Annotated in this window: 22 protein-coding genes; 4 read left to right on the forward strand and 18 right to left on the reverse strand. The window is 36.7% G+C overall.

The features are described 5' to 3' along the window. Nucleotides 1-70 precede the first annotated feature (70 nt). The 4 genes from ccpA to ACK3CR_RS23660 form a co-directional block, all read right to left on the reverse strand. On the reverse strand, nt 71-1069 hold the full coding sequence (ccpA, locus tag ACK3CR_RS23645; RefSeq protein ID WP_243517116.1) for a catabolite control protein A: 999 nt from the start codon (nt 1067-1069) through the stop codon (nt 71-73). 237 nt (nt 1070-1306) lie between these two features. Then, nucleotides 1307-1627, reverse strand: coding sequence for a bacillithiol system redox-active protein YtxJ (gene ytxJ, locus ACK3CR_RS23650; RefSeq protein ID WP_243517111.1), 321 nt, complete (start codon nt 1625-1627; stop codon nt 1307-1309). 66 nt (nt 1628-1693) lie between these two features. After that, nucleotides 1694-2110, reverse strand: coding sequence for a YtxH domain-containing protein (locus ACK3CR_RS23655; protein ID WP_243517109.1), 417 nt, complete (start codon nt 2108-2110; stop codon nt 1694-1696). A 23-nt stretch (nt 2111-2133) separates the two neighbouring features. After that, nucleotides 2134-2613, reverse strand: coding sequence for a DUF948 domain-containing protein (locus ACK3CR_RS23660; protein WP_019391165.1), 480 nt, complete (start codon nt 2611-2613; stop codon nt 2134-2136). A 250-nt stretch (nt 2614-2863) separates the two neighbouring features. Between ACK3CR_RS23660 and ACK3CR_RS23665 the strand changes: the two genes are divergently transcribed. Beyond that, nucleotides 2864-3979 carry an aminopeptidase gene (locus ACK3CR_RS23665; protein WP_243517107.1) on the forward strand — a complete coding sequence of 372 codons (1116 nt, stop codon included), beginning with the start codon at nt 2864-2866 and terminating at the stop codon, nt 3977-3979. A gap of 26 nt (nt 3980-4005) precedes the next feature. Here ACK3CR_RS23665 and murC read toward each other — a convergent pair whose 3' ends face one another. The 7 genes from murC to ACK3CR_RS23700 all read right to left on the reverse strand — a co-directional run bounded on the left by murC (nt 4006) and on the right by ACK3CR_RS23700 (nt 12391). After that, on the reverse strand, nt 4006-5304 hold the full coding sequence (murC, locus tag ACK3CR_RS23670; protein WP_243517104.1) for a UDP-N-acetylmuramate--L-alanine ligase: 1299 nt from the start codon (nt 5302-5304) through the stop codon (nt 4006-4008). A 530-nt stretch (nt 5305-5834) separates the two neighbouring features. Then, nucleotides 5835-8633, reverse strand: coding sequence for a DNA translocase FtsK (locus ACK3CR_RS23675; RefSeq protein ID WP_488976172.1), 2799 nt, complete (start codon nt 8631-8633; stop codon nt 5835-5837). Between the two features lie 270 nt (nt 8634-8903). Further along, nucleotides 8904-9509: a YtpR family tRNA-binding protein gene (ytpR, locus tag ACK3CR_RS23680; RefSeq protein ID WP_243517098.1), complete on the reverse strand. Its 606-nt coding sequence runs from the start codon at nt 9507-9509 to the stop codon at nt 8904-8906. Continuing rightward, a complete protein-coding gene (locus ACK3CR_RS23685) occupies nt 9506-10315 on the reverse strand; it encodes a DUF1444 domain-containing protein (RefSeq protein ID WP_243520700.1) in 810 nt (269 codons plus the stop codon). The genes ytpR and ACK3CR_RS23685 overlap by 4 nt, the downstream gene beginning before the upstream one ends. Before the next feature lie 19 nt (nt 10316-10334). Continuing rightward, on the reverse strand, nt 10335-10658 hold the full coding sequence (locus ACK3CR_RS23690) for a thioredoxin family protein (protein WP_124049821.1): 324 nt from the start codon (nt 10656-10658) through the stop codon (nt 10335-10337). A 94-nt stretch (nt 10659-10752) separates the two neighbouring features. Then, nucleotides 10753-11259, reverse strand: a complete 507-nt coding sequence (locus tag ACK3CR_RS23695) for a DUF84 family protein (RefSeq protein WP_488976173.1) — start codon at nt 11257-11259, stop codon at nt 10753-10755. Nucleotides 11260-11323: 64 nt separating this feature from the next. Then, a complete protein-coding gene (locus ACK3CR_RS23700) occupies nt 11324-12391 on the reverse strand; it encodes a M42 family metallopeptidase (RefSeq protein ID WP_488976225.1) in 1068 nt (355 codons plus the stop codon). Between the two features lie 161 nt (nt 12392-12552). On the opposite strand from ACK3CR_RS23700, the gene ACK3CR_RS23705 reads away from it, so the two are divergent. Then, nucleotides 12553-12861 carry a hypothetical protein gene (locus ACK3CR_RS23705; protein WP_019391156.1) on the forward strand — a complete coding sequence of 103 codons (309 nt, stop codon included), beginning with the start codon at nt 12553-12555 and terminating at the stop codon, nt 12859-12861. Here the strand turns inward: ACK3CR_RS23705 and ACK3CR_RS23710 are convergent. After that, a complete protein-coding gene (locus ACK3CR_RS23710; RefSeq protein ID WP_243517090.1) occupies nt 12858-13703 on the reverse strand; it encodes a YtnP family quorum-quenching lactonase in 846 nt (281 codons plus the stop codon). The two genes, ACK3CR_RS23705 and ACK3CR_RS23710, sit on opposite strands and share 4 nt — an antisense overlap. 91 nt (nt 13704-13794) lie before the next feature. Continuing rightward, nucleotides 13795-14433 carry a tRNA (guanosine(46)-N7)-methyltransferase TrmB gene (trmB, locus tag ACK3CR_RS23715; protein WP_243517087.1) on the reverse strand — a complete coding sequence of 213 codons (639 nt, stop codon included), beginning with the start codon at nt 14431-14433 and terminating at the stop codon, nt 13795-13797. Nucleotides 14434-14585: 152 nt separating this feature from the next. Here trmB and ACK3CR_RS23720 point away from each other — a divergent pair, with 152 nt between their 5' ends. Next, entirely contained in the window at nt 14586-14864 is a 279-nt protein-coding gene (locus ACK3CR_RS23720) for a YtzH-like family protein (RefSeq protein WP_019391153.1), read from the forward strand. Here ACK3CR_RS23720 and ACK3CR_RS23725 read toward each other — a convergent pair. From ACK3CR_RS23725 to thpR, 5 genes are all read right to left on the reverse strand, one after another. Next, nucleotides 14859-15635 (reverse strand): phosphotransferase family protein, encoded by a 777-nt coding sequence (locus ACK3CR_RS23725; RefSeq protein ID WP_026009468.1) that lies wholly within the window; start codon nt 15633-15635, stop codon nt 14859-14861. The genes ACK3CR_RS23720 and ACK3CR_RS23725 overlap by 6 nt on opposite strands. A gap of 268 nt (nt 15636-15903) precedes the next feature. Further along, nucleotides 15904-16851 (reverse strand): nuclease-related domain-containing protein, encoded by a 948-nt coding sequence (locus tag ACK3CR_RS23730; protein WP_488976174.1) that lies wholly within the window; start codon nt 16849-16851, stop codon nt 15904-15906. Between the two features lie 136 nt (nt 16852-16987). Continuing rightward, nucleotides 16988-17680 (reverse strand): LrgB family protein, encoded by a 693-nt coding sequence (locus ACK3CR_RS23735; RefSeq protein WP_488976175.1) that lies wholly within the window; start codon nt 17678-17680, stop codon nt 16988-16990. Beyond that, entirely contained in the window at nt 17677-18072 is a 396-nt protein-coding gene (locus ACK3CR_RS23740; protein ID WP_243517079.1) for a CidA/LrgA family protein, read from the reverse strand. The genes ACK3CR_RS23735 and ACK3CR_RS23740 overlap by 4 nt, the downstream gene beginning before the upstream one ends. Next, nucleotides 18069-18641: an RNA 2',3'-cyclic phosphodiesterase gene (thpR, locus tag ACK3CR_RS23745; RefSeq protein WP_243517078.1), complete on the reverse strand. Its 573-nt coding sequence runs from the start codon at nt 18639-18641 to the stop codon at nt 18069-18071. Before thpR ends, ACK3CR_RS23740 begins: the two co-directional genes overlap by 4 nt. Nucleotides 18642-18814: 173 nt before the next feature. Here thpR and cysK point away from each other — a divergent pair, with 173 nt between their 5' ends. Beyond that, entirely contained in the window at nt 18815-19735 is a 921-nt protein-coding gene (gene cysK / locus ACK3CR_RS23750; protein WP_410914240.1) for a cysteine synthase A, read from the forward strand. Nucleotides 19736-19751 lie beyond the last annotated feature (16 nt).

Here is a 19751-nt window from a genome sequence, read left to right on the forward strand (position 1 = left end):
AAAGTTAGCTTCTCACTCATGAAAGCTCATCAGCAGCAAACTTAGAAGTCTGCTGCTGATGAGCTTTTATTTATTTTGTAGAATTGCGATATTCAATTCGATGTGGAAGTTGAACAATGTTGCTGTCAACTTGCTCTTTGTTCATTAATTTTGTTAATAGTCGCATTGCAACAGCTCCAATATCATACATTGGTTGTACAACAGTTGATAGCTGCGGGCGCACCATTGTCGCTAATCTTGTATTATCAAATCCAAGCACTTCAATGTCTTCTGGAATTGAAATGCCTTCATCTTGCGCTCCGTGAATAACTCCAAGAGCCATTTCATCTGTTCCAACAAAGATAGCTGTTGGACGATCTTCTAATTTCAAAAGTTGCTGAACAGCTTCAATTCCTGAATCGTATGTGTAGTCTCCTTCAGCAACATAATCTTCATTATAAGAAATATTTGCTTCTTTTAAAGCTCTCTTATAACCTTCATTTTTCTTTAGACTATTGATTGGTTCTTCTTCAGGGCCTGAAACATAGCCAATCTTGCGATGACCCTTCTCGATTAAAGCGTTTACTGCATCATAAGCAGCTTGTTCATAATCAATATTTACAGATGGAATTTCTTCTGATTGTTCAACAGATGCAGCAAGCACAACTGGAACTGGAGATTTTTTCAGTTCTTCAACATGCTCTTCCTGTACATTTCCACTCATAAAAATAATGCCATCCACTTGTTTGCCAAGCATTGTATTTAAAAGATGGAGCTCTTTATCTTTGTTTTGATCTGAGTTACTCAAAATAATATTATATTTATACATTGTTGCGATATCTTCAATACCACGTGCAAGCTCTGCGTGGAAAATGCTTGAGATATCAGGAATAATAACCCCTACTGTCGTTGTTTTCTTACTAGCAAGGCCTCTTGCTACAGCATTTGGGCGATACCCAAGTCTTTCAATTGTTTCTAATACTTTTTTTCTTGTTGATGGTTTAACATTTGGGTTTCCATTTACTACACGTGATACGGTTGCCATTGAAACATTTGCTTCTCTTGCAACATCATATATTGTAATATTCATGTTTTAACACTCCTTATATCAACGCTTTTCGCTTAGCTTATCCACATTTTTCACATAATAGTGATTAAATTTCGGATTCATTGTCTGTAAATAATATACGATACTATTTACATAATGACAAATGCTTATTGGTCTCTCATGTATATTTTTCACAAAAAGTTTACTAAATCGCATAAAAAAGGCTCAGCAACACGCCGAGCCTTTGGTATTACTCTTACATATTCCTCCAAAAGAATGCTATTCGTGTAAGTAATCACTTAGTTTCTCGTACGTAATGTCAAAATGAGAGGTATTCCACTCTACGTTGCCTTGCTTAAAATAAAGAACTTGAGGTGATTCATGTTTTACATTGTATTGTTCTGCCACATAATTTGAGAGAGGGCGTGCTTCTTGCACATATAAATAATAGCAGGGAACATTTTCTTCTTTAGAAAACTTCTCATATTGTTCAAAAGCATTTTGACTAATAGGACACGTCGTACTATGTTTTAATAAAAATAACGTATTATTTTCTTCTAGTGCTTGATTTAATTGGTCTTCTGAAAAAATTTTATCCACGCTTAGGACTCCTTTAGCTTGTAAAAATTAAAACGTTGCTAATAAAATTAGCAACGTTTTATTTCATTAGTGCTGACTTGAAGGTGTTTCTCCCTTGTATTCAGGACTTTTTACTTCTTCATCTAGCTTTTCTAATTGATCTTCTACTTCACTTTCAAGAACTTGAAGACTTGCCTTTGAGATTTCGTCATCCTCTTTGTTACGGAAGTTTTTCACTTTATCCATCACATTAGATGACTGCTTTGAGAAATTTTGAGAAAAGTCTGCTGTTTTTCCTTTTGCTGATTCAGCAAATCCTTGACCTTTTTCAACAGCTACGTTTTTAAATTCCTCTGTTTTAAGGCGAACATATGCAGCTTGTTCGTTTAAATCTGTGCGAAGTTCTTTACCAGATTTCGGTGCTAATAGAAGTGCTGTAGCTGCGCCAATCACTCCGCCAATAACAGTCCCAACGATAAACTCTTTTCCGTTTCGATCGCCCATAATTGAATCTCCTCCTTTAAATCCTACATATACATACGTGAACGTTTCGGAACGTTCTCTTCTTCAATTTGTGGTGATTGCTTTTGTTGTTGATTTCTTTTTCCTTTTACTTTGTTCCAAATATCCATTGCGACGTTACTCCATTGAACAACTTGAGCAATTTTATCCTTATTTGCTTCAGTTTGTTCTGTGACCGTTGTAGACACTCGCGAAATAGATGTGTTTAATCCTTGGATAGAGTTTCCTACTTGTCTAACAGAGTCTACTACACTGTTTAGTGACTCTGATTTTTTTTGAATGTCAACTGCTAGTGCATTTGTTTTATGAAGCAGCTCTGTTGTTTCAACGGTAATACCCTTCATTTGCGTTTCCACACCTGTTAACGTTGTAGACACAGAGTCTAACGTAGTTTGAACAGATCGCAAAGTTTTAGAGAGTGAAATAACGAGGAAAAGAAATGCAACAGCAATAACTGCAACGCTTAAGTACAAGATGATAATCATGAACAGTAACCTCCTACTCTTTGATACGATTCACTACCCTTTTTCACCTAGAAACAAACATATTATTCACTGTGGACAGGAATCTCGGAAAAAGGAAGCAGGTCTCTTTATGTACTTATACTATTTTATCATTCGACAGAAAGAAAACAAACTCCTCTGTTTTTTTTATTCCCTTTTATTCATATTTTTATGAAATTTTCCTCTTCTAGGGTACAATAAGGACAGATATTTATTTCCAAGGAGGTTCCTCATGAAAGATCCAAGAATTCAACAACTAGCGAAAAACCTTATTCAATATTCTGTGAAGCTACAAAAAGGTGAAAAAATTCTCATTGAAAACTTCGGTTTACAAAAAGAACTTGTTACAGCACTTGTAAAGGAAGCTTATGAAGCTGGTGGACTTCCATTTGTAAGCTTGAAAGACCATACAGTAGATAGAAGTCTCTTAATGGGGGCTTCTGAAGAACAGTACGAGCTTATCGCTCAGTTTGAAGCGAACGTTATGAAAGAGATGGACGCTTATATTGGGCTTCGCGCAGGGGACAATATTTTTGAACAATCAGATGTACCTGCTGAAAAAATGAAGATCCAAGGCGATACAGTAGGCAAGAAAGTTCATCGTGAAATTCGTGTACCGAAAACAAAATGGGTTGTTTTACGCTATCCTACAGAATCAATGGCTCAGCTTTCAAAAATGAGTAAGGAAGCTTTTGAAGATTTCTATTTCAATGTTTGTAATCTTGACTATGGCAAAATGAATAAAGCAATGGATTCTCTTGTAGAACTTATGAATAAAACAGATAAAGTTCAGCTTATTGGAAAAGATACAAACTTAACATTCTCTATTAAAGACATCCCTGCTGTGAAATGTGCAGGTGAAATGAATATTCCTGATGGAGAAGTTTTTACAGCTCCTGTTCGTGATTCTGTGAACGGAGTTATCACTTACAACACACCATCTCCATACCAAGGATTCACATTTGAAAATGTAAAATTAACGTTTGAAAATGGAAAAATTGTTGATGCAACAGCAAATGATACTGAACGTATCAATCATATTTTTGATACTGATGAAGGAGCTCGTTTTGTTGGGGAGTTTGCGATTGGTGTAAACCCATACATTCAACATCCAATGCAAGACATCTTGTTTGATGAAAAAATTGACGGTAGCTTCCACTTCACTCCTGGAGAATGTTATGAAGAAGCCTATAACGGCAACCATTCTAACATTCATTGGGATATGGTAATGATCCAACGCCCTGAATATGGTGGAGGAGAGATTTACTTTGACGATATGCTGATCCGCAAAGACGGTCGCTTCGTCATTAAAGAATTAGAAGCTCTAAATCCAGAAAACCTAAAATAAAAAAGGTTCCCATTAGGGAACCTTTTTTATACGAGCGTTTTTTGGTATAATTCTTCGAACTTTTGAATGTCTCCTGCTCCCATGAAAATTAAGACACCTTTTTCATGTTTGCTAAGCTTTTCAATACTTTCTTCGCTAATAAGCTCTGCACCTTCAATTTTAGAACGTAAGTCTTCAATCGATAAGTTTCCTTGTTTTTCACGAGCAGAACCAAAAATATCGCAAAGATAAACTTTGTCAGCACTTTGAAGAGATTCTGCGAACTCCCCTAAAAACGTTTGTGTACGTGTAAACGTATGTGGCTGGAATACAGCAATAACTTCACGATCAGGGTATTTTTGACGAGCTGCACTAATTGTTGCTTGAATTTCAGTTGGATGATGTGCATAATCATCAATAATTACTTGAGAACCTAACACTTTTTCACTGAAGCGACGCTTTACTCCTTCATAGGATTTAAAACGCTCTTGAATGATTTCAGAATCAATTTGCTCATAGTGACAAAGAGCAATAACAGAAAGAGCATTCAAAATGTTATGGTCTCCATAACCTGGTATATAGAATGTTGCATAAAATGTATTTCGTACGAACACATCAAATGTTGTTCCTTCTGTTGTTTTCTCTACGTTGCGAGCTTGAAAGTCGTTTCCTTCTCGGAACCCGTAGTAGAGAACAGGTACTTTAGCTTGGATTTTTTGCAGATGTTCATCATCCCCACAAGCGATAATTCCTTTTTGCACTTGAAGAGCCATCTCCTGAAACGCACTAAATACATCATCTACGTTAGCAAAATAGTCAGGGTGATCAAAGTCAATGTTTGTCATAATCGCATAATCAGGATGGTAAGAAAGGAAATGACGACGATACTCACATGCTTCAAATGCAAAGTATTGGCTATCTGCCGTTCCCTTTCCTGTTCCGTCACCAATTAAATATGACGTAGGACGCGCACCTTGAATAACATGAGAAAGCATGCCTGTCGTAGACGTTTTCCCATGCGCTCCTGTAACAGCAACGCTTGTATACTGTTTCATAAAGTCTCCTAAAAAACGGTGGTAGCGAATGACTTCTAAACCTTGCTCTTTCGCTGCTTCAATTTCTTCATGCGTATCTGGAAATGCGTTGCCCGCAATAATCGTTAATCCTTCGTGGATATTATCTTTGGAAAATGGATGAATTGGTATGTTCCGATCTTCTAACGCTTTTTGAGTAAAAATCTTTTTCTCAATATCAGAGCCTTGTACTTGAAAGTCCATATCATGTAAAATCTGCGCTAGTGCACTCATGCCAGTTCCTTTAATTCCAACAAAATGGTAAACAGTCATAGAAAAGAACCTCCAAAATACGTCTATCTGTAAGACAGTATATGACGTTTATCTTAATTTGGTTATAAATACTTGTAATCTTACTTCTGTTGCTTGCATAAAATTAAATTTTCAATCATAAATCTTGAGCTTTTGACAGTAGAAAGAGGCTTTGCCTCAGGGTGCTAACGAGCTTAAAAAAGAATAAAGAACGTACTTTATGTACAGCTTTTCACTGTAACAGTTCATCATTATACCATTTCTTTAGATAATAAACCATCACGATTGAGGATAAGTTTCTGTATGTTTTTCCTTTTTTTCCATATTTAGCTTTCCCTTTTTTCTACTTCTCTCATTCATAAAAATATCTTTTTTCTTTTAGCTTCTGTACTGCTTCATCTTTGACATGCCATTCGGCGTGAAGTAAGAGCACTTTCTAGAGCGAAATGTGCTCTTTAGCTGTAAAATAATGCTGTCTTTTCATATAGTAAAACATTTTTTGCCTCTCGACAACGTTAAGTTTTATTCTTCACATATATGCCATTTTTTTATTAAAATGTACTTGTTCCTTGAAGCTCCATAAGCTCATCCTCGCTCATTAATACATCACGAGGCTTACTGCCTCTTGATCCTGAAATAACGCCTTGTTCCTCCATCATATCAATAAGACGTGCTGCACGGTTATATCCTACTCGAAAGCGACGCTGAACGCTTGATGTTGAGGCCCCACCTTGATTGATTACAAACTCACAAGCATCATAAAAAAGCTCGTCTTCATCGCTTGCAAAGCTATCATGCTTTTGAAGAAGCTGCTCTTGGTTAAATAAATAATTCGGCTTCATTTGGTCTCTTACATGATGAACAACTTCATCAATTTCCTCATCTGACACAAAGTTCCCTTGGATCCGCACTGATTTTGACGAGCCATTTGCAAGCAGAAGCATATCTCCTTTTCCGAGTAGCTTCTCAGCTCCCGCTGTATCAATGATTGTTCTTGAATCTACTTGTGAAGATACAGAAAAGGCAATACGCGTCGGAACGTTTGCTTTGATCAGGCCTGTAATCACGTCTACAGATGGACGTTGTGTAGCAAGAAGCAGATGGATACCACATGCCCGAGCTTTTTGTGCGATTCGACAGATTGCCTCTTCGACTTCTCCTGGAGATACCATCATAAGATCAGCAAGCTCATCAATGATAATAACAAGGTAAGGAAGCTCCTGCCCTTTTTCTCCTTTTTTCTCAACAAGCTCATTATACTTTTTAATATCACGTACTCCTGTATGAGCAAAGAGTTCGTATCTTCTTTCCATTTCCTCCACAGCCCATTTCAAAGCAGAAGTAGCAGCTTTTGCATCTGTGATAACTGGGCTTACAAGATGAGGAATATGATTATATGGCGCAAGTTCTACCATTTTGGGATCAATAAGCATCAATTTCACTTCATGTGGCGCTGCTTTATAAAGAAGACTGACAATAATTGTATTAATACACACACTTTTCCCTGAACCCGTTGCTCCTGCAATAAGACCGTGGGGCATTTTGTTTAAGTCCATCACAATAGGCTCACCTGAAATATCTAGACCTAAAGCAACAGAAAGCGGCGACGCGCTTTGTTGAAATTCGTTACTTTCTAGAATTTCTTTTAAAAGAACCGGTTTGCTATTTCGGTTTGGAAGCTCAATACCAATTGCGTTTTTGCCTGGAATAGGGGCTTCCATTCGAATATCTTGAGCCGCCATACTTAACTTAATGTCATCAGTTAAGTTTGTTACTTTGCTTACTTTTACACCTGGTTCTGGCTGTACCTCAAAGCGAGTTACTGTTGGTCCTTGCGTAACATTTACAACGCTTGCTCGAACATTAAAGTTAAAAAGCGTTGTGTTCAAAAGCTCGCTTTGACTTTGCATCCACTCTTCATCATCCCCTTCCGTTCTTGGGGGATCTGCCAAAAGAGCTAACTCAGGAAACTGATAATGTTCTCTATTAATCTTTTCTTCTAATTCTCTCTCCCTGTTACTATCATGTTCATTCATCTCTTCGTTAGTTGGAAGAATCGTCTCTTTTTCTACTTTTTTTTTTAATTCCTGTCGATCTTTTTTAAGCATCATAACATTGAAAGGAACATGCCGTTTTCGTTTCTCTTCCCTGTCGTCAGATGACACTTTTCTTTGCTCACGGACTTCCTCAACAGGAGCTTCAGTCTGCTTCTCTTCAATAGGCTCGGGTTCTTTTATCTCGTATTCTTCCATTCTTTCATCTTCTACTGAAGCTGAGCTTATGTCCTCTTTTCTCTCTTCTTCTATCTCTTGAATAGGAGACAAAGAGACAGAATTCTGTATTGTTTGTTCATCTTCGATTTCGTTTTTAAAAGAGGGAGAAGGAGCTTCCTCTTCTTCGTATAAAGAAGGCTCTTCTGTAGCTGACACTTCTTCTTTTGCTTCATTCGTATACATAGAAGGTACTTCTTCAAGCTGCTCCGTCTCTTCATAAGAAGCAACTTTCTCCTTTTGAAGTGGCTCACTTTCATTCATCATATAAATCTCTTCTTCTTGTGTCGGTGGTGAATGCTCTTCAAAAGTAGGGAAAGCACGATAAGCTGATTCATCTTTCTTCTCTATTTCACGTCGTTCTCTAATTGGCGCAGATGAAGGAAGCTCAAATTCAATAATGTCGTCATAAACTTCCTCTGGTTCCTCCTTTTTATCCGGACGCTGATTAAATCCATAAATAGGAGAAGGTATTTCCGTTGGGCGAAACGGTCTTGTTCTTAATTTTTCTTCTTCTACCTTTGGTTTTAGGTGATCAGAAGACATTCTTTCACTACTTTCTTGCTGCTCTCTCCATTGTTTTGGCGTTCTTCTTCTCTCTTTGGGCGAGAGAGAGCTTTCTCCATTAGAAACAGGATGTTCTTCATACTCTTCTTTCCATCGCGCTGATGGACGGACCTCATGATTTCTTCTCCTATTAGATGGTCTACTAGATGGCCGTTTTGGTTGTTCTTCTTCTTTGTGACGATGAGCTGCGTTTTCTTCTTCTTTCCATCGCGCTGACGGACGCACTTCACGCTCCTCTTCTCGCTCTTGTCGAGGCTGTCTAACGTCTGCATTATCATCAATAAGAGGGAAACGAAACTTTCCTTTGGGATATTGATAAGCGACTCGCGTTTCTAAATCAGACTGCGGTGTTTTCACTCCGTTTGGCCCACTCGGTTTTACGATTGGATGTTTTGGTTGCTTTTTAGGACTTTGCTGCTGTTTCTTTTTCTCTTCTTGAGCAGGCTCTTCTACAATAATCTCTTTCACTTCATATCCTAATAAGTAATCCACAAATTTTCGGATAAAACCCATTTTCATCACTCCAACGTTTTACTTTATCTATTCAAATTTCGGCTTAAATTTTTCACAAAGGATTTCTTTTTATTTTCACATACATTTTACCACGTTTTTAAGATTTTCTATCCTCTTCTTCATATTTTTACAAATAAAGACCACTAGTGTATACACTAGTGGTCTGTAATTTTATCAAATATAAAAAAGAGCTTTCAACGATTTTTAAACATTTGTAATGTCTGAAAGAAAAATGTAGTATTTGTCTCTAGACTCTCTTCTATTTGTTATTTATTTGTCAAAAAAAGGTTTTCCAATTTCTGCATTATCTTCTAGAACAAGAATTCCTTTTTCCTTCGGTGCATTTGGAAGTGCTAATTCTTTTGCTGAACAAATCATTCCAGAAGAAGCAACGCCGCGAAGCTCTGCATCTTTAATTTCCATTCCACTTGGCATAACAGCTCCAACTTTTGCTACAACAACCTTTTGACCTTGATCAACGTTCGGCGCTCCACACACAATTTGAAGTGTTTCATTTCCTACGTTTACTTGACATACATTTAATTTATCTGCATCTGGGTGCTTTTCTTTTGATTCTACATATCCAACAACAAACTTTGGTGATAAATCAACGTCTACTTTTTTAAAACCGCTTTTTTCAATTGTTTCATTGATTTTCTCTGCTAACTCTTCTGTTAGATCAACTAAGCCGTTTGCTGACACTGTAAAATATGTAGAAGCATTAAAAATATTGTATCCTGCTGTTTCGTTTGTTTTATTGTGATATACGCGTGCTACATCACCATTGCGCTCAACAGCTCGGTCTTGAAGCTCAAGTTCATTTATTTTTACGATGAGTGTATCACCGATTCCTTCTCGATTGTAAAATGCGTTCATGATTTTTTACCGTCCTTTTTTCTATTTTTAGCTAAAATGAAAATTGGCTCTAATCCACCGTTCTCATAAAGGAAAGAGAGTGCTGTAATTGGCACATGACCATCAGCAAAAAAGCTCATTGTAATCTGTGCAAGCACGTCATAACCTGTATCGTTTTTAATATCGGCAATAATTAAAACATCTTGATGTGGAACAGCCACTGCCATTGTACCATGAATTTCGGCTGAGAATTTCTTTAAAATTGACTCGTTTAAAATGCGACTAGCATCATAACCGTCTTTGTTGTTAACAAAATAGAATGTATTTCCTGCCACCGTATCTTCTCGATATGAAAGCGGCAACGAACGAAGGTTGAAACGAGCCATCTCACGAACTTTCAGTAAATCCCATCCTTCTTTTTTCAAAAGGCGTTCATCAATAAGACGATACGTCGTTCCAAGGTCAAGAGCATAGTAAATACGTGTCTCTGCCGTATGGTCATCATTTAAAAGCTTTGTACCATCGTTCGCTTCTGTTGGAAAAGAGGTTGAGCGAATAACAGGATAAACATTCCGTTCTTTGCCTGTTAATTCTTGTTCTTGTGACATTACTTTCAATGCCTCTTCTATATAGTAAACCATCTCATCAATGGCTTTTTCTTTTCTTACTTCCCATTTGGCAATAAGCCCTGGTAAAGAGACTGTTGTTCCCTTTTTTGTCTCTTTATCTTCAATGCGCAACGTGTCTTTTTCACGATCGAAAGAAAATGTCCAATGATCATTTTTCAATCGTTCTTTTAAAAGATCACGCATTTTCAAGCTTGTCATTTTCAACTGCTCTCACTCCTTAAGAATTAGAGGGTAGACCTTCGATAAACTGCTCAATTTCTTCTTGTGTTTTTCTATCTTTGCTTACAAATCGACCAATCTCTTCTCCATTACTGAATGCAACAAAGCTTGGAATACCAAAGATATTAAGTTCTTGACATAACTCAATAAAGTCATCACGATCTACATAGAAGAATTTATATTGATTATATTTCTCCATAACTTCTGGTAAAATAGGCTCAATTACACGACAGTCCGGACACCAGTCTGCTGAAAACATGAAAATAACATCTTCTTTCCCAGCTAATTCTCTATATTGTTCAATTGTTGATAATTTTTCCATTCACTTTTCCTCCTAGATTATACAGTAAAATATAATATCTTTTTGATGTTAACAAATGAAGAGATCCACCGCAATGAAAGTATACTAACAACATTTATCGGCAACTTTTTAATTGCTTATACTGGCCAACAAGAGCCTTTACAATATCTGTAAAAACTTGCTCTCTTGAAATATATCCTCCTGTTAAAATGCCAATAGCTCCTTCATTTTGTCTAACGTTCTCTTTTTTGGCATATTCATCAATGATTTCGCCAAGCTCTCGACCACTTTTTAAAGGGGCAACAAATTCCTCTGGAAGCGGAATACGCAAGCCTCCCGCTACAATAGGCTCACAGTCTGAAGCAAGAAGTGCTCCCCAGTTGCATAAAAGCAACCCTCTATCAGTCTCAACAACGCCCCCTTCTAACCCAATTCCGATTGCGACGTTTGCTTCAACCTTCGCGTTTCGGGCTCTGTTAATAGCTCCTTCAACGGTTTCCTCATCTGAAAATGGTTGAGCGGAGACTTCGCTTGATACGGATAAAGCTTTAATTTCTGTTGTCGCAAAGACAGCTTGTACAGCTCTTACTTTTGCTGTATTTGTCGTACCGAGCGCAATCATATTCTCTTCTCCTTTCATAAAAAAGTTCGGTAGCGTAGCATACGCTTGACCGAACCTTTGTCTATTAACCTTGTTCTAAAATCGTGTTTAACGTTGTTTGATCTGAAGATTTTACAAGCTTGATAAGCAGTTCTTTCGCTGCCGCATAGTCATCAATATGAACCATTGATGCACTTGTATGAACATAGCGTGAACAGATTCCAATTACTGTTGAAGGAACACCCTTATTTGATAAATGAACACGTCCAGCATCTGTCCCACCTTGTGATACAAAATATTGATATGGAATATTGTTTGTTTCTGCTGTATCAAGCACGTATTCTCTTACTCCTCGATGTGTGACCATCGTCCGGTCTAGAATACGGAGAAGCACTCCTTTTCCAAGTTGTCCGAACGCATTCTTGTCTCCAGAGGTATCATTTGCAGGACTTGCATCAAGAGCATAAAAGAGATCTGGATTAATCATATTTGCTGCAGATTGAGCTCCTCTTAAGCCAACTTCTTCCTGCACTGTTGCACCTGAATAAAGCGTATTTGGGAGCTTTTCGTTTTTAAGCTCTTTTAATAACTCAATTGCTAAGCCACAGCCATATCTATTGTCCCATGCTTTAGCTAAGATCTTTTTTTCATTTTTCATCGGTGTGAATGGACAGATAGGTACAATCTGATCTCCTTGCTTAATGCCCATTTCTTTTACTTCTTCTTTGCTATCTGCTCCAACATCAATAAGCATATTTTTAATGGCCATTGGGCGGTTGCGCTGACTCTCATCGAGAAGATGTGGCGGAATGGACGCAATAACGCCTACTACAGGCCCATTTTTTGTTATAACTTCTACGCGTTGGGCAAGCAGTACCTGACTCCACCAGCCCCCAAGAGGTTGAAAGCGAAGCATCCCTTTATCTGTTACAGATGTAACCATAAACCCTACTTCATCCATGTGACCTGCAACCATTACTTTTGGACCGTTGCCATTTCGAACTCCAAATGTACTGCCAAGACGATCTTGAATAATTTCATCAGAATATTTTGCAAGCTCTTCTTTCATAAATGCGCGAACAGCATGTTCATTGCCTGATGCTCCAGGTAATTCTGTTAATGTTTTAAATAATGCTAAAGTTTCTTGATTCATCATCATGCCCCTTTAGATATGTATAGTTATTTCTTTATTTTATCGAAAACAATCATGAATTGCTACTGCAGAACGAATTCGCCCCTTTTTACTTAACAAACCACCTTTTGTTCTGTATACTTTCTTATAATGAAAGCTGTTACAGAAATGGAGTGGAAGAAATGAATTGGAAAAGCTTAGCTATTGGACTTGCTGCAGGTGCAGCTGGAACTTATCTTCTTCAAAGAACGTGTGAACAAAAGATGGATGCTGAAAAAGCTCTTGAAACTGTAAAACGCGTTTTCAAACAAAATGGAACAGTTAGCGGTTCTTGGATTGAAACAACTAAAAAGACGTTTCACAAAGATGAGTTATTTTTTGAAGGATATCAAGGCGGTATTACAAGAAGTAAAAATGGGCTACAAGAACACTATGAGTTTTTTGTTGATAGTGTGACAGGCTCACTTATCGAATTCAAGAAAATTGGCTAGTCTCTTTGGATTTTTACTGAATCAACAATCACACCTTTATCGTTCCATTTTAAGGCACGATAATAATAGTCATGATAAAAAGTTAGCCAAGCCTTTTCATCAACGGCTTTTTTTAACCAACGCTCTTTTTGTAAAACAGATGTGACCGGATAATCATCATAGGCCATAACCCACAGTGGATTTTGATGGGCATGTGTACCAAGCAAATCACCAAGATGATAAGCAACATGCCCATCACTTTCTAGTCGGATAATGGCATGACCGCCGCTATGCCCTCCTGTTTTAATCATTTCTATTTCGCTTATTACACTTACTGACTCTTCAAAAGGAACGACTTGCTTGCTTATTGCTTCCCAGTTCTGTTTCCAATATGTGTTTCGTGAGCGAAGGTTCGGACTTCTCATTTCATCCCATTCGGTTTTAGTGACGAAGATTTCAGCATTTTGAAATGTGGATATAAACTGCCCCTCTTTTACACTTGTTAAACCACAAGCATGGTCAAAATGAAGATGTGTCATCAAAACAACATCAATATTTTCCGGAGACAGCCCTAATTCTTTAAGGGCAGAGATAAGGTTCGATTCTCTTGTTACGCCGAAATTACGCTTTTGCTTTTCTGTTAGTTTAGCAACCCCAAGCCCTGTATCAATAAGAAAGTTTTTGTTTTCTTTTTGAATTAAAATAGGATCTGTACGAAGCGGAATTTGATTTTTTTCATTTTCTTTATACTTTTTTGACCATAAAGCCTTAGGAACTACACCAAACATTGCTCCACCGTCAAGATGATTGTCTCCACCATCTAACCAAGTAAGTTTTAGCTCCCCTAATGATAACGTTTCCAAAAAATAACCTCCCTTTGCTTTTTCTTTATTGTATCACGCTCCATTTTTTTCGCATACAAAAAATGCGCCGTCTTTGTACGGCGCATAAATCTTATTTGAACTGCACTTCACAGCGATAAATACGATTTCCTTTTTCAGAAAATTTCTCTTCATATTCTGTCATAATATTATTTTCATCCTCTAGCTTATGAAGATCAAGACTAACAAACGTCAGAAGCATACCATAAGCTGAAAAGCTTTGAAGTGAATACTCAAACAATCCTTGATTATCTGTTTTAAAATGAATTTCTCCATTTTTAACAAGCACTTCTTCATATTGCTCTAGGAATGTTTTGTATGTGAGACGTCTTTTTTCATGTCGAGGCTTTGGCCATGGATCAGAAAAGTTCAAATACACACGGTCAATCTCACCTTGAGCAAAATAGTCTGTTAAATTTTCCGCGTTAACGTCAAGAAGCTTCAAATTTGGTAAATCTTCCTCAATGAGCTTTTCAAGAGCGCTCACAATAACACTTTGATATGCTTCAATCCCAATATAGTTAATATGAGGATTTTGTTTCGCCATTCCGATTAAGAACTGACCTTTCCCAGTTCCAACTTCAATATGGATTGGATTATCATTTTGAAATACACTCTTCCAATCCCCCTTACGTTTCTCTGGAGTCGGAATAATGTATTGTGGGTGGGCATCAATATAATCTTTTGCCCATGGCTTGTTTCGCAAACGCATGTTACACACCTCATCTATTTATGTTTTTCACTTCTTTCCTAATTGAGAGGAAAGGCTGTCTAGTTCAGTTAAATTTTTAGTTGTTAATATATCGCATAAATGTGTTGATAAAGATAAAACTAAAGGCACTACGTAAAGAAAAGGTGATACTTATGCCATTAAATTATCAAAATCAGCTTAGTGTATTAAAAGATATTCTTTCAGAACATCAAAGTGACTGCTGTGGAACTGTTTCGGAATGTGAGCAAATGGAGCGTCTCGCTAAATCGATGCTAGCAAATGCGCAGACGAAGGAGGAAGTTAAAAAAACTTTAGAAAACATTTATTACTATTCACAGACTGGGAAAGGAAGCAGCGAGCTTAATCAATATATCCAAACAAATCAAGCTAATTTAACTCAATGGATGGACGAACTTCATACTTTATCATGAAACAAGCTCGCTGAGGTGATGATGTAATCTATTCATTTCTCGTTCATCTTGACAGTCTTTATGTGACTGCATAAGAGAGATCATTTGGCTGATGGCATACCACTTCATTCGGTGTTCTAAGTCATCAGTCATTTCTGCTCCATATTCTTCGAGCCATTCTCCCCACTCTGATTTCGGAATATAGAGGTAAAAAAGCAATCCTAAATCAATAGCAGGATCTGCAATCATTGCTTCGTCCCAATCAATCAGGTACATCTGTCCATTTTCTCCTAACAGCCAGTTGTTATGATGAACATCACAATGACAAACTCCGTAACGAATCGTATGAATGTTTGGTAATTCACGCTGTAGATACCGAATACCTTCTTGAACTGCTGGAATTGCTAGTAGTTCATGATCGATATGCTGATATAAACTTTGTAAAAGTTCATCTGGACGCAACGGCGTTTTACCTAATCTTTTTAACATATCTAACAGTTCTTGAGAATAGTGGATTTTACTGAGCAGTTTTGCTACTTTTGTTGAAACCATATCACTTGGTTTTAGTTCTCGGCCATTCAACCAATGTTGCGCAGTAATAACATCTCCATTTTCCATTCTTCTTGTCCATACAAGTTTTGGAACAATTCCTTCTGCTGAAAGCATAGCTAAAAAAGGCGATGAATTTCGCTTTAAAAAAAGTTCCCGATCCTGAAACTTCGCAAAATAAGCATCTCCTGTTGAGCCGCCTGCTGGCGTTATCTTCCATTCACTTCCTAATATATGTTCCAACCAGTTCACCTTCAATTTCAACACACACATTTCATTTAGAAGTTTAGAAATAAAAAAGACAGCTACCTGAGGATACACAGACAAGTAGCCATCCTTTTTTGATTTTATCCTCAAATATCTTTTTTCGTCAAGTAAAACTGACAGATAAACAAGAATAGTTGCAGAAGTTTTCTCTTATTTAATGTTTCCACACGTAAATTAGGCTTTATCGTATCTCTATTAATGTAACCTGAACAAATATGAATTAAACGTAGCTTACAATAACGATTTACTCTTCTTCTTTGGTGAAAAATGTATTTTGAGTACTTGTTAGGAGGGCTTTGGCTGCCTTTAGCTGCCCATGCTTCAAAGGAGTTGTTAGCGTTCTAAATTGTTCAAACCATTCTCCATAATTTCTCCGATCAACAAGCAACGTATCATGAGGAACAATAGGACAGTCAAAATATCCTTTTCGATTTAATACAACTTTACGTACAGGAAAATCACAGTTTGCTCGCTCATAAAGTTTTTGAACAATAAGACCTGTTCTATTTAAACTAATAAAAGGATTTACAATTTTCTTTTCATCTTCTCCGTCTAAGTATTTCCAAAATCGTCCTTGGTTATATTGAAAAATCCCATTTTCCTTTCCTTCAACAATAGAAATACAAATTGTTTCAAGTGGACTAATTAAAATAAGGTCTGTTTCAATTGGTGCTTTTTTGAGCTTAAAAACAGGATTATATAAGAGTAAATAATTATCAGGAAAGCGTTGCAAAAAGTATTTCAAATGTTCGTTATAATATAATGAATGGGGTATTGCTTGAGATGTTAGAACAGTGGAACTTGCCCACTGCGTTTGGAGTTGAAAAAGATTGTCTAAAAATAAAATTTTCAAATCCTCGATTGTTTTTGGTTCTGTTGTGAAATGACGAAGTGACTTTTCAAACAGTTTCTCCTCTGTCATTACAGGCTCTTGTTGTTCTTCCACCATTACTTCTTCATTTCTTCGTTGAAATAATGTTTTTAAGTTATCTAAAAAAGAACTCTTTTCTTTTGCTCCGGTCTCTGCTTCTTCTACAATCTCTTCCTCAGCAATCAAAGATTCTCCTTTATCAAATGCCGATCTTATTAACTCCCAGTTTCTTTTCTTCAATTGAATATAGTGACTAGGATATTGATAAATATCTTGTTCATATCGTGATATATAGTCTTGTAGTTTAATTAACTGTGCCATTTTGTTCTCGTCTCCCGAGCTGTTATATTTGGACATTCTTTTTCCATAATCATGTTAAATTACTCATTTTATCATTTTACAAGTATTTTTATTTTAATATTAAATACAGAGACGGAACAATATTTATTTCGTTATGCTAAGCATTCAAAACGAAGGAAATGGCTGCTGGACAAAGGAGAACAGTAACAACAGCACTCAACGTCATTGCAACAGAACTTATGGCTCCTTCCTCTTCTCCAAGTTCCAAAGCTTTTGCTGTTCCAATTCCATGGGCTCCTGTACCAAATGCAGCTCCTATTCCAACAAAATGATTCACATGGCAATATTTTAGCAATATGTTTCCAAACACAGCTCCTGATATTCCTGCAATCATTACATAAACAGCTGCAAGTGATGGAGAGCTCTTTGTAATCATTGCAACGTCCATAGCAACAGGAGATGTAACAGACTTCGGAGCTAATGCTTTAATGAATGTCGAGTCAATATGTAATAAAACACTTAAATATATGCCACTAAATATTCCTACAAGCGCCCCTCCCACAATACCTAAAGAAAGAGAAAAACCGTATTTCTTTAAAATATGCTTATTTCTAAATAATGGGTATGCTAAAGCAACAACGGCAGGACCTAACAGCTCTCCAATCCACTTCCCACCAACCATATACTGTTTGTAATCTATATGACAAAACAAGAGCAGAACAACAAGGATTAGCGTCGTAGTTGCTGTTGGAACAAGGAGTGGAAATCGATATTGCTCATAAACACGTTTCATAAGTATATAAATTAATATTGTTACTAAAATGACAATAATTGACAATAGTATATTCATCTTGATACCTCTCTTTCCCCTGTTCTTGTTACTTTTTCTTGCTTTCTAGCAAAATATTGAGTTAACAATCCTGCTGTCATCATAACGAGAAATGTACTTATAATAACGATAAAAATTGTAAGAATACCTTTTGAAGCAAAGAACGATAAATAATCAATAATCCCAACGGTTGCCGGAACAAATAAAAGGGAAAGATAAGAAAGCAGCCAATTTGCTCCTTCACTTACCCATTTTGCTTGTATTAATTTGAACTGTAACAACAAAAACAATATGAGCATCCCTACAATACTTCCAGGAACAGGAAGATGAAAAAATGAAGCTACAAATGTACCGCATTTATACAAGAAGTAAAGGAACAAAATTTGAAGAGCTATCAAACTAAAACGTTTCATAGCTCTTCTCTCCTATTTAAGGAAAAGTTTTGAACTATTTCATATTTAGGGGTTCTAGAGGGATTAATTTTAACAAGCTGATATTCTACCACATCCCATGATAAACTTTGGAGATCATTATTTTTTATAAATCTTTCTTCGATACCTTTATCTCCTTCATTAAATCGTTTAGCTAATGTAATATGAGGACGGTACGGTCTTGATTCAAGTTTTTTTCTGCTTTTTTCACAACTAGTGCGAACAACTTGTTCAAGCTGGAACAGATTTTCCTCATGATGAACACCAAGCCAAAACACGCGAGGTTTTGATGCCGATCCAAAAACATCTGTTTCAAATGTTACTAATTTAAAGGAGGAAACATTTTTACTGTTTTCTTCAAGCTGTTTAATTAATAACGCTAGGGTTTCATTACTTGTTTCTCCTAAAAAAGCAAGGGTAATATGGTAATCTTCTTCATGAACAAATTTTTTAAACGGAAGCTCTTTTTTATACTTTTGCACCCATGCATGAACTTGTTCGTTAATCCCTTTAGGAAGTTTAATTCCAATAAAATAGTGAGAAGATGACATTCCGCTTTTCTCCTTTATAATGAATTAGTTTTTTTTACTTTACCGCAATTTATGAAAAGACTACAAGGTGGCTTTTCGTAAGAAATTAAAGATATGTTATAGTAATATTATATTTAATACTCTTATTTACATACAAAGTGATTGAGGTGACAGTAGTGAAAGTAGCCAACAACATGGGAGAATTAATTGGAGAAACTCCCCTTGTGAAGTTAAACCGCCTACAGCCAGCAAATGGAGCGTCTGTTTATCTAAAATTAGAATTTATGAATCCAAGTAAAAGCGTAAAAGATCGGGCCGCTTATAATATGATTATTGAAGCAGAGAAAGCCGGATTGTTAACTGCTGATTCTGTTATTATTGAACCTACAAGTGGAAACACGGGGATTGGTTTAGCGATGAATGCTTCTGCAAGAGGCTATCGCTCTATTCTTGTGATGCCAGATACAATGAGCCAAGAGCGAATTAACTTATTAAAAGCATATGGTGCAGACGTTGTACTTACTCCTGGTGAAGAAAAAATGCAAGGATCTATTCGAAAAGCAGAGGAGCTTGCTAAAACTATTCCGAACTCTTTTATTCCAATGCAATTTAAAAACCCAGCAAACCCAGATGCCCATCGGAATACAACAGCACCTGAAATTATCAATGCGCTTGATTCTATTGGGAAAAAACTTACTGCTTTTGTTGCAACAGCAGGAACAGGTGGGACGATTACTGGTACAGGCGAAACATTGAAAAAACATGATCCAAATATTACAGTTCATGTTGTAGAACCAGCTGGTTCCCCTGTTCTATCAGGAGGTAAACCAGGACGTCACAAGCTCGTTGGTACAAGCCCTGGTTTTATTCCTGAAACGCTTCACCAAGATGTTTATGATGAAATTTTTAAAATTAAAGATGAACAAGCATATGAGATGGTACGTAACCTTGCTTCTCAAGAAGGAATCCTTGTTGGTCCATCTTCTGGGGGAGCATGCTTTGCAGCAATTGAAGTTGCTAAACGTTTATCTCCTCAGGAAGTTGTTGTCTGTATTGCTTGTGATACAGGAGAACGTTATTTATCAACAGACTTATTTGACTTTGAAAATGAATAAATAAAAAAGATAGAAG

It is taken from the genome of Priestia sp. TRM10 (assembly GCF_057808375.1).